12 protein-coding genes are annotated in these 12,382 nt (G+C 71.7%); 6 read left to right on the forward strand and 6 right to left on the reverse strand.

Translation table 11 applies throughout. The features are described from left to right. Positions 1-194: 194 nt before the first annotated feature. The 3 genes from AB5J49_RS11890 (at position 195) to AB5J49_RS11900 (ending at position 4,480) form a co-directional block, all read left to right on the forward strand. Positions 195-2,684: a PEP/pyruvate-binding domain-containing protein gene (locus AB5J49_RS11890; protein ID WP_369168553.1), complete on the forward strand. Its 2,490-nt coding sequence runs from the start codon at positions 195-197 to the stop codon at positions 2,682-2,684. Beyond that, on the forward strand, positions 2,681-3,619 hold the full coding sequence (locus AB5J49_RS11895) for a hypothetical protein (protein WP_369168554.1): 939 nt from the start codon (positions 2,681-2,683) through the stop codon (positions 3,617-3,619). The genes AB5J49_RS11890 and AB5J49_RS11895 overlap by 4 nt, the downstream gene beginning before the upstream one ends. A gap of 156 nt (positions 3,620-3,775) precedes the next feature. Beyond that, positions 3,776-4,480 carry a dual specificity protein phosphatase family protein gene (locus AB5J49_RS11900; protein WP_369168555.1) on the forward strand — a complete coding sequence of 235 codons (705 nt, stop codon included), beginning with the start codon at positions 3,776-3,778 and terminating at the stop codon, positions 4,478-4,480. 7 nt (positions 4,481-4,487) lie between these two features. On the opposite strand, the gene AB5J49_RS11905 is transcribed toward AB5J49_RS11900, so the two are convergent. The 3 genes from AB5J49_RS11905 to AB5J49_RS11915 form a co-directional block, all read right to left on the reverse strand. Further along, the gene (locus AB5J49_RS11905) at positions 4,488-5,276 is read right to left on the reverse strand and encodes an SAM-dependent methyltransferase (protein ID WP_369168556.1); all 789 of its coding nucleotides are present in this window, start codon (positions 5,274-5,276) and stop codon (positions 4,488-4,490) included. A 131-nt stretch (positions 5,277-5,407) separates the two neighbouring features. Beyond that, the gene (locus AB5J49_RS11910) at positions 5,408-5,662 is read right to left on the reverse strand and encodes a DUF397 domain-containing protein (RefSeq protein WP_369168557.1); all 255 of its coding nucleotides are present in this window, start codon (positions 5,660-5,662) and stop codon (positions 5,408-5,410) included. Next, complete coding sequence (locus AB5J49_RS11915) at positions 5,663-6,523, reverse strand: helix-turn-helix transcriptional regulator (protein WP_369168558.1); 861 nt, start codon at positions 6,521-6,523, stop codon at positions 5,663-5,665. 229 nt (positions 6,524-6,752) lie between these two features. Between AB5J49_RS11915 and AB5J49_RS11920 the strand changes: the two genes are divergently transcribed. The 3 genes from AB5J49_RS11920 to AB5J49_RS11930 all read left to right on the forward strand — a co-directional run bounded on the left by AB5J49_RS11920 (position 6,753) and on the right by AB5J49_RS11930 (position 10,003). Next, positions 6,753-7,412, forward strand: coding sequence for an ATP-binding protein (locus tag AB5J49_RS11920; RefSeq protein ID WP_369168559.1), 660 nt, complete (start codon positions 6,753-6,755; stop codon positions 7,410-7,412). Then, on the forward strand, positions 7,403-7,837 hold the full coding sequence (locus tag AB5J49_RS11925) for a hypothetical protein (protein ID WP_369168560.1): 435 nt from the start codon (positions 7,403-7,405) through the stop codon (positions 7,835-7,837). Before AB5J49_RS11920 ends, AB5J49_RS11925 begins: the two co-directional genes overlap by 10 nt. 222 nt (positions 7,838-8,059) lie before the next feature. After that, a complete protein-coding gene (locus AB5J49_RS11930) occupies positions 8,060-10,003 on the forward strand; it encodes an ABC transporter ATP-binding protein (protein WP_369168561.1) in 1,944 nt (647 codons plus the stop codon). A 50-nt stretch (positions 10,004-10,053) separates the two neighbouring features. On the opposite strand, the gene AB5J49_RS11935 is transcribed toward AB5J49_RS11930, so the two are convergent. The 3 genes from AB5J49_RS11935 to AB5J49_RS11945 all read right to left on the reverse strand — a co-directional run bounded on the left by AB5J49_RS11935 (position 10,054) and on the right by AB5J49_RS11945 (position 12,375). Next, positions 10,054-10,239: a hypothetical protein gene (locus AB5J49_RS11935; protein WP_369168562.1), complete on the reverse strand. Its 186-nt coding sequence runs from the start codon at positions 10,237-10,239 to the stop codon at positions 10,054-10,056. Between the two features lie 154 nt (positions 10,240-10,393). Further along, positions 10,394-11,083, reverse strand: a complete 690-nt coding sequence (locus tag AB5J49_RS11940; RefSeq protein ID WP_369168563.1) for a DUF899 domain-containing protein — start codon at positions 11,081-11,083, stop codon at positions 10,394-10,396. Positions 11,084-11,142: 59 nt separating this feature from the next. After that, positions 11,143-12,375, reverse strand: coding sequence for a cytochrome P450 (locus AB5J49_RS11945; RefSeq protein WP_369168564.1), 1,233 nt, complete (start codon positions 12,373-12,375; stop codon positions 11,143-11,145). Positions 12,376-12,382 lie beyond the last annotated feature (7 nt).

Below are 12,382 nucleotides of genomic sequence, written 5' to 3' on the forward strand. Positions count from 1 at the left end.
TCGCATGTGTCCGAAAGGTGACTTCCGGGCTACACGTGTCCGAACAGGAGTGGGATCATCGGAGCAGGAGGCGTGATGTCGTCGTACCCGGGCCCGGGACGGCAGCGGCTCGCCCCCATCCTTCGTTCCGTCGTCAGGCGCAGGGCCACCCCAGCGCGTCCCCCCTGTTGGCGGTCGGTCCTGGAGGGTGTTCGATGACGACGCTCGATGAACGTCACGGAGAAGGTGCACGCGACGGGGACGGACTCCGGGGCGGCGTCACGCTGGGCAAGGCCGAGACGTACGGCCCGGCCGTCGTCCCGCTGGACCGGCCCGGCAGCGCGCTCCCGCGACTGGGGGCCAAGGCCGCGAACCTCGCCCGCGCGGCCCGCGCCGGGCTGCCCGTGCTCCCCGGTTTCGTCATACCGCACCAGGCGGCACGCGACACCGTCGCCCTGCGGCGCGCCTGGGACGAGCTCTCCGACGGCGGCACCCGCCCGCTCGTCGTACGGTCCTCCTCGCCGCAGGAGGACACCGCGGAGTCGTCCCTGGCGGGCCAGTTCGCCTCGGTGCTCGACGTACGCGGCTGGCGGGATTTCCGTACGGCCGTACAGGCCGTGCTCGACTCGGCACACCGGTCCGACGGGTCCACGGCACCGATGGCGGTGCTGGTGCAGCCCATGCTCACGGCCCGGGTCGGCGGGGTGATGTTCGGTGCCGACCCGGTCGCGGGGCGGGCCGACCGGATGCTGGTCAGCGCGGTGCGCGGCGGGCCGGACAGCCTGGTCAGCGGCGCGCAGGCCGGCACCGACTACTGGCTGAGCGGCCGCGGACGCCTCCTGCGGACGGTTTCTTCGCAGGGCCCGACGGAGTCCTCAGGGCCGCGAGCCGAGTCCTCAGGCGGTCCGTCGACCGAGACCTCAGGCGCCCTGCGAGCCGCGTCCGAGGGGGTCGGCTCGTTGCTCACGCGCGTCGAACTGTTCCGGCTGGCGCGGCTGGCGCGACAGGCCCGCCGGGTCTTCGGCGGGCCGCAGGATGTCGAGTTCGGGTTCGACGCGGACGGGCGACTGTGGCTGTTCCAGAGCCGGCCGATCACCGCGATGGCGGCGCGGCCGGCACGCGGGGCGCGACTGCTCGGGCCCGGTCCGGTGGCGGAGACGCTGCCGGAGCAGTTGGCGCCGCTGGAGGAGGACCTGTGGGTGGCGCCGATGGCCCGTGGGCTCGCCGCCGCGCTCGACATCGGGGGTACCGCGCCGCGCCGGCTGCTGAACTCGGTGCCCGTGGTCACGACGGTCACCGGCCGCGCCGCCGCCGATCTGCGGCTCCTGGGTGCCGTGCCGCCGCGGCACCGGTGGCTCGCGCTGCTCAACCCGGCGCCGGGAGCGCGCCGGCTCACCGCGGCCTGGCGGGTGGGTCGCCTCGTGTCCGCGCTGCCCGGGCTGGCGGCCGACCTCGCGGCGGACGTCGACCGTCGCCTCGCCGAGATCCCGTCGCCCACCGGGCTCTCCGGCGTGGCCCTGGCCACGGAGCTCCGCTGGGCCCGCCGGGTCCTGGTCTCCCTGCACGCCCAGGAGGCCCTCGCGGGAGCCCTCCTCGACGAACCGCCCAAGAGCCGCACCGCGGCCGGCACGGCCCTGTCCGCCCTGGCCGAGGCCCGCGCCCTGGGCGTCCCCGACGACCAGGTGGCCGTCACGGCCCCGGTGATCCTGACCCTCACCGCCCCGAGCCTGCGCGGACGGGGGCGGCTGCCGGGCGCTACGGCGACGGCGTCACCGGCCACGATCGACTCCGGCCAGGCGGCACCGGAGGCCCCGGCGACGAACCGAACATGGGCGACGGTCATCGCCCAAGCACAGGCACAGTCCGAGCGGACACAGCGAGGCACCCCCACGAGCGCGGCGTTCGCCATCTACGCCGCCCCACACACAGGCACCACCTGGGCCACCTGGCACGCAGAGGCCTCTCACTCCCCTATACCAGCAGACGCAGCTCAGACCACTCCATCCACACACGCCACCCACGCCACCCACGCCACAGCACACGCAACCGCCGCACCCATCGCCCCCACCGCAACCGCCCAGACCAACCCTCGCTCCCCCTCTCCCACCACCCTCACCGCCCTCACCGCCCTCCCACCCCGAGAAGCCCTCCGCCTCCGTATCCGCTGGGTGCAGGAACTGCAGGTGCGCCTCGTGCGGGAGGTGGCGCGGCGGCTGGGGATCGGCATGGAGCGTGTCGGGCTGTTGCGGTGGGGGGAGCTGACCGCCGTGCTGGACGGTGGGGCCCTGCCCGGCGACCTCCACGCGCGCGTGCCGCAGCCCCAGTCGCCGCCGTTGCCGGACGCCTTCCGGCTCGCGGACGGCCAGGTGGTCGTCGCCGAGCCCAAAGACGGCCGGGGCGACGGCGTGCGGGGCGTGTCCGCGGGGCGCGTCGTCGGAACCGTGTGGGACGGGACGGGCCGCCGGCCGACGGACGCCGTACTGGTCGTGCGCACCCTGGACCCCGCGCTCGCCCCGCTGCTGCCCGGCCTCACCGGCCTGGTCGCCCAGACCGGCAGCCCGTTGTCCCATCTGGCCGTCCTGGCAAGGGAGTTCGGGCTCCCCGCGGTCGTCGGTGCCACCGACGCCGTGCGCCGCTTCCCGCCCGGCTCCCGGCTCACCGTCGACGGGACGGCAGGTGACGTACGACTGGGGGACGCGCCATGAGGAAGATCGCGTACGTCTTCGGAGCGCTGGTCGCCGCCGGTGCGGGCACCTACCTCGTCGTCTATCTGTACCGCTGGCAGTGGCAGCGGGCGATGATCTGCGGGGTGCTGCTGCTGGTCGTCGAGGTGATGCTGTTCGGCCTGGTGACGCTGGGTCGGCTGAACCGGATCGAGCAGCGGCTGCGCGACACCGACCGGCGGCAGCGGGAGCTGGACGCCCGACAGGAGGACGTACTGACGCGGCTGCGCGAGCCGGCCGTGGCGCAGGAGGAGAGGCGGTTCCGCTGGCTGGAGGACCCGGCGGACCGGGCGTACGTCTTCGTGCCGGTCCTCATGGTCGCCGGCGTACTGCTGTCCGGGCTCGCCTGGGTGGTGCGGAAGGTCGCGTCGGCCACGGCGAAACCCGCCGAGCGGCGTCTGGCCGGGCGGCTGGCCGTGCTCGCCGCGCCCGACCCGGCGGCCCCCGAGGACCTGGTGGACCTCGAGGAGCTGCCCCCGGTGGGCGGTGGGCCCTACCTGGGCCGTACCTCACGTCTCGCCACGGGCACCCTCCTCGGCACCACCCTGGTCGCCGCGATGGTCGCCGCCCTGATCGTGGGACTCGCCGATCTCACCCAGACCAGGAGGGAAGAGGCCAACGAGAACAAGGCGACCTCCGTGGTCGTCCAGATCGAGCTGCGCGGCACGGACATGTCGTCCGCCGGGAAGACTCTGGCCGCACAGCAGATCTGGGAGAGCTGCCGGCACTCCACGTCCGCACCGCTGCGACACGCCACCCTGGGCGACCTGGGGAACGGCACGTACGCCGGGGTCGTACGGCCCGCTCTCACCGACCACGACCTCATGCGGCTGCGCGGCTGCCTGGAGGACGCGACCCTGGAGCGCGCCCACCTCACGGTGGTCGGCGTCGGCGACGCGGAGGCCGACGAGGGCTGACCGCGCCCTCACTCACCGTGACCGTCCGGCTGCGTGCACCGAGCAATTGAACATACCAAGTGAGACTAATCGCACAAAACGGACGTATCGCCCAGTTGATCACATACCCGGGTTACGATTTCAACGACCCTCATCCCCTAGTCCCCCGGGTCGCCCATGGCTGTCCTCACCGCAACCCTGCCCTCCCCCGCTCTCCGCAAGCGCCCGCTGTCACGGCGCGCCCTGCGGATCCTCCTCGGCATCGTCATCGGCTACCTCGTCCTGTGGGCGGGCGGCGCCGGCACCATCCTGGGGCTGTCGTACCTGGCCCGCGAGGAGACCCCGGCACCTGCCGGGACGCGCTCCGTCCAGGGCGTGAACCACTTCCAGCCGGTGGACAGCGGCGGCCGGCTGTGGCGCGGCTCCGCCCCCTCCCCCGCCGGTTACGGGGCACTGGCGAGCATGGGCATCACCACCGTCGTCGACCTGCGCGCCGAGCACATGAGCGCGACCGAGCTGGCCGAACCGGGCAAGGCCGGGCTGAAGACCGTACGCCTGCCGATCCGTGACGGGCAGACGCCGTCGCCCCAGCAGGTGCAGCGCTTCCTCGACGTCGTCTCGTCGGCGTCCGGCCCGGTGTTCGTGCACTGCGGAGCGGGTGTCGGCCGTACGGGCGCGATGGTCGCGGCGTACCTCGTGACGACCGGTGAGGAGTCGCCGTCGCAGGCGGTCCGACGCAACCTCGCGGTCGGCCCGCCGTCCATCGAGCAGATCTACTACGGGCTGAACCTCAGCCCGGCCGAGGCGGAGCAGCCCCCGCTGCCCGTGGTGGTCCTCAGCCGCCTGGTGGACGCTCCGCGGCGCATGATGTCGTACCTGTGAGCCCGGCCTACGGCTTGCGCGCCACCGCCCCGTACCCGGGGATGACCCCGTCATCCTGCCCGGGTACGGGCTCACCCAGTTCGGGGTGCCAGTGGTGCGGCACCGCGACGCCGGGCTCGACGAGTTCGAGGCCGTCGAAGAACCGGGTGAACTCCTCACGGGAGCGCAGGGCCAGCGTGACGCCGGCCGCCTTCAGCTTTTCCGTCGCCGCCTTCGACTCCTCGGGAGTGAAGTCGCCGCTCGCGTGGGTCATCACCAGGTAGCTGCCGGAGGGGAGTTCGGACAGCAGCCGGCTCACCAGCTCGTGCGCGCCGTCCTCGTCGGAGACGAAGTGCAGCAGCGCGATGAGGGAAAGGGCCACCGGGCGGCTGAAGTCCAGGACCTTCCTCGCGCCCTCGACGATGGCGTCCGGGTCGCGCACATCGGCCTGCAGGTACTCGGTGGTGCCGTCGTCCGTGCCGCGCAGCAGGGCTGCCGCGTGGGCCAGCACGATGGGGTCGTTGTCGCAGTAGACGACGCGCGCGTCGGGGGCGATCTGCTGGGCGATCTGATGGAGGTTCGGCTCGGTCGGGATTCCGGTGCCGATGTCCAGGAACTGGCGTACGCCGCTCTTGGCGAGCCAGCGGGTGGCGCGGTGCATGAACGCGCGGTTGACCCGCGCCATCACCGGGACGCGCGGATCGAGGGCGAGCATCTGCTTCCCCATGGCCTCGTCGACGGGGTAGTTGTCCTTGCCACCGAGATACCAGTCGTACATCCGGGCGGGATGCGGCTTGCTGGTGTCGATCTCGATCATGAGGCACTCCGTAAGACGCAATGGATTATCAACTAGGCACCAAGTAAAGGAAGTTGAGCGAGCGACAGGCAAGTGACTCAAGTGCTTTAAGTAGTTCAAGTGGTCCAAGTGGCTCAAGTGATCAAGGTGGCTCAGGAAAGGAGGAAGTCCGCCTCTCCCGCCTTGGCACCCTCGATGAACGCCGTCATCTCGTCCGTGGTGCAGATCAGCGCCGGTCCGTCCGGATCGGTCGACTGACGGACGGCGATACGACCGTCGGCCAGTTTCATCGCCTCCAGGCAGTTGCCGCCGTTGCCGCCGCTCCACGGCTTGTGCCAGCCCTCGCTGCCCAAGTCCCGCGCGGGCATGCCGTTGTAGACGTGTATGCGCGGCTTGATGCGATCCATTCACAGCTCCTTGCGGAGATCCCGGAGGATCCCCTTCGTGCGATGTGCCGTAGCGGCCTGCGCCGCCATGCGGTCCATGACCTCGAGATGGCTCGCCACCTCGGTGCGCGCGTCGAGGTAGACGGCGCCGGTCAGGTACTCGCTGTAGACCATGTCCGGCAGTTCTGACATGGCAAATCGGAACAGCACGAAGGGCCCGTACGTGCCGGGGTGCGGCCCGTTCGCGAACGGCGCGACCTGCAGCGTCACGTTGGGCAGCTTCGTGACCTCGAGCAGCCGGTCGAGCTGGGCACGCATCACCTCCGGGCCACCGACCGGGCGGCGCAGCGCGGTCTCGTCCATCACGACCCACAGCCGGGGCGCGTCCTCACGGGTGAGCAGTTGCTGGCGCTGCATGCGCAGGGCGACATGGCGCTCGATGTCGTCGGGGCTGGTCTGGCCGATGGCGCCCGACCTCATCACTCCGCGCGCGTAGTCCTCGGTCTGCAACAGGCCGGGCACGAAGTGGGGTTCGTACGACCGGATGAGGCTGGCGGCGCCCTCCAGGCTGACGTACATCGAGAACCAGCCGGGCAGGATGTCGTGGAACCGCTGCCACCAGCCGGGTTTGTTGGCCTCCTCGGCCAGTTGCACAAAGCCGTCGGCCTCCGCGTCGGAGATGCCGTAGGCCTTCAGGAGCAGTTGGAGGTACGGGATCTTGAGCGCGACCTCGGCCATCTCCATACGGCGGACCGTGGCGGGGGCGACGCGGAGGATACGGGCGGCCTCCTCACGCTTGAGCCCGGCGCGTTCCCGCAGGTCCAGCAGGCGCCGACCGAGGACGACCTGACCGACCGTCGGCGCGGACCGTGGCTCGCTCACGCTCCACCTCCACGAATTGAGTACCGACAGGCCGACTGAATCCTGACAGGCCGACGGCGCCATTCGAAGACCTATTCGAAGACCCCGGTGAACCGATGGATCCTCGGCGATCCCAACTGGCGCCGCTCGACCTGCTGTTGCGAGCAGTGTGCCACGGCCTTCCACCGCGTCACACAGCACTCTGCAATTTTCAGAGTGACACTTGCCAAGTGTTCACGGCGGGGCGATAGTGGCAAGCGTGATTCCGTCCCCACCCTTAGGAACAAACGCCGAGGCCCCCCACGGCCTCGGTACCGCCCCGGCAGTCGGGCCCCAGCGGGGCGCCGCCGCCGAGCGCCGGTTCCGCTTCGAACTGGCCGCGCATCCGGGTTCGCCCGCGCAGGCCAGACGCCTGACCCGGGCGCGGCTGAACGGCTGGGCGGTGTGCGAGGACACCTGCGACACGGCGGCTCTGGTCGTGTCCGAGCTGGTCACCAACGCGATCGCGCACACCGCGAGCGAACACATCGTCTGCGAGCTGCGCGATGGCGCCGAGCTGGTGCGCATAGCCGTGCGCGACGAGGGGTGCGCGCCGAGTGAGCCCCATCCGTTGGCGGCGCGACCCGAGGAGGAGCACGGGAGGGGACTGCTTCTCATCGACGCCCTCTGCCACGCGTGGGGGACCCGGGAGCAGGGGGCCGGGCTGGTCGTCTGGGCGGACCTGCGGCGCGCGACCGGGTTCCCGGACGCCTCCCCTGTCGACTCCCCTGGCGACCTCCCTGACAACACCGGGCCGTACAACGACCTCGGGTGGGGATCCCGGCCCAAGCCGGGTCCGGCCGGGGGTTCGGACGACGAGGACGAGGCGCAGGCGCGGCACGGTGGGGGAACGGGGTCCGCATGGCTGTGAGCGGCGCGTCCGGTGGCGGTCAGGTGCTGAGCCTGGACTCGCTGGTCCGGTTCCGCCGCGGTATGCGCTCCGCTGCGGTTCCTCGGCGGCTGCCCGTTCCCGACGGCATGACGGCGCCGCTGGGCTGCGACGCGGTGGCCGTTCCCGCGCGCTTCGGGCCGCTGGTCCTGCCTCGGCTGCCTCGTGTGGGGTGCGTGTACGCCGACGACGTGCACTGGTGGTGGATCGTGCCGTCCGACTCGGACTACGCGCTGGAGTGGCCGGCGGCTGTGCGGTACACGACGGGGGCGATGGTGCTGGACACTCCCCGGCTGATTCACCGGCCGGACGGGACGGTGCCTTATACGCCGCCCATTCCTTTGTATTTGGCGTTGTGCCGGGTGACGGGGACTACGCCTACGTGGTCTCGGCAGATCAGCGCGTGAGGCTCCGCCGGTAGGGCCGGTAGGACCGGTTGGCTGCGGGTGCTGGGGGTGGAGGAGCGCGGGCCGGCGACGACAAGCGACCACCCGTTTCGGCACCGCCGCCCCGCCCTCACGGCGTACGCCCGCGCGCATCCGCCACCCCCACCTCGCGCCCTCCCCCGAACGCCCCCCACCCCGCCATAGTGGCCCTCCGTCACGAGGGCGGTCGGGGGAGGGACTGGCGTGGGGAAGAAGCGCGGTGCTGGTGAGAGCGGGGTTTCTGAGTCGGAGCGGCTGCTCTTCGGGGGTCCCCTGCGGTACGACATGGGGTGGAATCAGCACCGGGACGCCTTTCTGGAGTTGAGCTTCCGGGCCCTGGTGACGCGGTTGCCGTCGCTGTTGGCGTCGAGTTTCCGGCTCGCCTGGCAGGCCGACCGGCGGGCCGCGCGGACCGTGCTGGTGGCCGAGGTGGGGCGGGGGCTGGGACAGGCGGTCGGGCTGCTCGCCGTGAACAGCGTGCTGGGGCGGCTGATCGGGGGCGGGGCACTGGAGGAGCGGTTACGGGGGGCCGTTCCCGCGCTCGTCGCGATGGCTGTCGTGATGGTGGTCTCGACGTTGCTGCGGGCCGCTTCGACGTATGCGACCGGGCGCCTGGAGCCCAAGGTCGAGCGAGTGGCGACCGAGCTGTATCTGGAGCGGGCGGCGGCCGTGGAGCTGGCCGCGATCGAGGACCACGCCTTCCACAAGCTGCTGGACACCGCGCAGTACGGCGCGGGTGCCGCCCGCCGCATGATCGCGTACAGCACCCGCGTCGTGAACGCGGCCATCTCGCTGATCGCCGCGGCCGGCGTGCTCACCGTGCTGCACCCCGCCCTGCTCCCCCTCCTCGCCACCATGACGCTGCCCAGCGCCTGGAGTGCCCTGACCAACGCCCGGCGGCGTTACGAGTCCTTCCACACCTGGGTGCAGCACTCCCGCGCGGGCCATCTGATCAGCGGGCTGCTCACCGAGCCCGCCGCCGCGCCCGAGATCCGCGTCCATGGCGTCGGGCCTTTCCTGCTGCGCCACTACCGGGCGATGTCGGAGACGGCGGAGGCGGAGCAGGCGCGGCTGGCCCGGCTGGCGGCACGTACGGGGCTCATCGCGGCGGCGTGGACGGGGCTCGCGACCGTCGCGACGTACGCGACGCTGGGCGGGCTGCTGCTGGCCGGCGCGATGGCGCTCTCCGTGGCGGGTACGGCCGTCATCGCCATCCGCACCGGCTCTTCGAGCCTCGACACCCTGGTCCTGGAGGTCAACGCCCTCCACGAGGAGGCCCTCTTCGTGGGCGATCTGCAGCGGCTGTACGTCGAGGCGGCCGAGCGCGCGATTCCGGTCGGTGGGGCCGCCCTGCCGGAGGAACCGCGGGAGGTCCGCTTCGAGAACGTCACCTTCAGCTACCCCGGCGAATCCGCCCGCCCCGCCCTCGACGACGTCACGCTCACCCTCCCCCTCGGCCGGATCGTCGCGCTGGTCGGCGAGAACGGCTCCGGCAAGACGACGCTGGTGAAGCTGCTGGCGGGCCTGTACATCCCGGACCGGGGCCGGATCCTGTGGGACGACGTCGACGCGGCCGGCGCCGACCGGCACCAACTCGCCGAGCGCATCGCGATGGTGGCCCAGGACTTCAAGCGCTGGCCGTTCACCGCCCGGGTCAATGTGGCCGTCGGCCGCTCGTCCGCGCCCCTCACCGAGGAACGTCTGGCCGCCTCGCTCGCCGAGGCCGGGGCCGAGGACGTGGTCGCCGATCTGCCGCGCGGCCTGGACACCCTGCTGGCCCGCCACTTCAGCGGCGGGCACGAGCTGTCCGGCGGTCAGTGGCAGCGGCTCGGGATCGCCCGGGCCGCCTACCGGCGCGGCCACATCCTGATCGTGGACGAGCCGACCGCGGCCCTGGACGCGCGGGCCGAGCTGGAGGTCTTCGAGAAGATCCGCGCGCTGGCGTCCGCCGGACAGACGGTCGTCCTCATCACCCACCGGCTGGCGTCCGTACGCCATGCCGATCTGGTGCATGTCCTCGACCAAGGGCGGCTGGTGGAGTCCGGCACGCCCGACGAACTGCTGGCCACCGGCGGTGTCTACGCCGAGCTGTACTCGCTCCAGGCGGAGCAGTTCACGACACGGGTGCCCGCCCCGAAGGCGGGCTGATCAGCACGAAGGCCCGGCAGGGAACGCCCCGACCCGCCCCGGCCCTCATGTCACGCGGCGGCGTCAGCCGCGAGGTCACCGCGGACGACCACCAGGAACGCGTCCGTCGCAAGGTCCATGACGACCTCGGCGTCCAGACCCTCCATACGCCGCGCGTGTGCGAACTCCTCCGCGGGCCACGATCCCCGCGGCCCGCCCGCGGGAAAGCGTTCGAGCACTGTTCGCCCGTTCACCATCCTGCACCTCCAGTAAGCGTTGTACTTGTAGGAGTTAACGCCTGCCGGAGGTGAAACGCCTCGCCCAGTGACGGGACTGAGACGTAGTTGACACTCGTTCACCGCGATGTGTGAGCGCCCGCTCACTCTCGATGATCCACCACTACGCTCCGCTTCACTCCTCATACTCATCGTGATAGCGGATGCGTTCGCTGCCCGCAGGCGCCCCAAGAGCCGACGCGCGCCCCTCGGGCTCCTCCCACTCCTCCTGCCGGCCCAGCGCGGTGAGGTCCAGGAAGCCGGTGGTCGAGCCCAGCCCGTCGAGGCCGCGCTCGTAAGTCGAGTAGGTGTGGAAGACGCGTTCCCCGTCCCGCAGGAAGCAGCTGACACCGGGCCGTTCCAGCGGCTCGCCCTCGCGCTCCAGGGTCACCTCGAAGTCGTGGTTGAAGTCGCTGCCGTACGACGAGTACCAGGGCACCGTCCAGCCCATGCGCGCCTTGAACGGCAGGATCTTCGTGTACGGCGCCCTGGAGACGGCCACAAGCGTCGTCCCACGCGCCTTCAGGTGCGCCAGATGCCCGATCTGGTCCAGGAAACCCGAGCAACTGCGGCAGCCGGCGTCCCATTCGGGGGCGAACATGAAGTGGTGGACGACGAGTTGGTGCCGCCCCTCGAACAGGTCGAGCAGGGTGGCCTTGCCGTCGCCTCCCTCGAAGACGTACTCCTCCTCGACCTCGACCATGGGCAGCCTGCGCCGCTCGGCGTTGAGCGCGTCACGCGCGCGCGTGGCCGCCTTCTCCTTGGCCAGCAGTTCCTCGCGTGCCGCACGCCACTGCTCGCGCGAGACGATCTCCGGAAGCGACATGGGGCGCCCCTCCTGTGCAACGGTCCGTTCTGAGTGGTGACCGGCGGCAGGGGCCGAACTCATCGCCGGGCCCGGAGAATTTCGGGAGATCTTTTCGGAGCACTCTTCGGCGTGCTTTCGGCTTCGGAGTACGTCACCGGGAGCGCGAGCAGGCCACGCGCGCGCAGGGAGCGGCGCCACCGGAGCTCCCTGTCCGCGAGGTCGAGTGCGGGGAACCGTTCCAGCAGCGCGGCCAGGGCGATCTCGGCCTCGGCTCGGGCCAGCGGGGCGCCGAGGCAGTAGTGGATGCCGTGTCCGAGCGCGAGGTGGCCAAAGGCGTCGCGGCCGAGGTCGAGGCGGTCGGGGTCGGGGAAGCGGGCGGGGTCGCGGTTGGCGGCGGAGAGGGAGAGCAGGACGGTGTCGCCGGCGGGGACGGTGACACCTCCGATCGTGACGTCCTCGGTCGGGAAACGGCGGATGGCGAGCAGGGCGGGGCCGTCGTAGCGGGCGAGCTCCTCGACGGCGGCGGGGATTCGGGACGGGTCCTCGCGCAGGGCGGCGAGCTGCTCCGGGTGGCTGAGCAGCGCGAGCACGGCGTTGCCGATGAGCTGCACGGTGTTCTCGTACCCGGCGAAGAGGATGAGGAAGGCGAGGGACATCAGCTCGTCCTCGCTCAGCCGGTCGCCCTCGTCGCGGACCGCGATCAGGTCGGAGAGCAGATCGTCGCCGGGTTCCTCGCGCTTGTCGGCGAGGAGCCGGGTGAAGAAGCCGAGCATCGCCACCACCGCCTCCTTCGCGGCCTGCGGTCGCGCTGGGTCGGGGGCGACCAGGGCGTCGGTCCACTCCCAAAAGTCCCGTCGGTGCTCGTCCGGGACGCCGAGGAGGTCGCAGATGACGGTGACGGGGAGGGGTGCGGCGTAGGAGGCGATCAGGTCGGTGGTGCCGAGCGGGCCGAGGGCGTCGAGGAGACGGTCGGCGGTCTGCCGTATGGGCGTACGCAGTTGTGCGATGCGGCTCGGTGTGAAGGCGCGGCCGACCAGACGGCGGATGCGGGTGTGGTCGGGCGGGTCCATGTTGAGGAGGTTGGCGTCGAGGGCGGGAGGGAGGGCGAGGCCCCGGTAACTCCCCGGCGTCGCATGCCTCTTGTCCAGGGAGAGGCGCGGATCGGCGAGGGCCTCGCGGACGTCGTCGTAGCGGGTGACGAGCCAGGCGGGACTGCCGTCGGGGCCGGCGACGCGGTGGACCGGCGCGCTGTCGCGCAGGCGCCGGTACACGTCGTACGGGTGGTCGATGAGGCCGTCGGCGAGGTCCATGGGCCTC

This window comes from Streptomyces sp. R28 (genome assembly GCF_041052385.1).
Classification (GTDB): domain Bacteria; phylum Actinomycetota; class Actinomycetes; order Streptomycetales; family Streptomycetaceae; genus Streptomyces.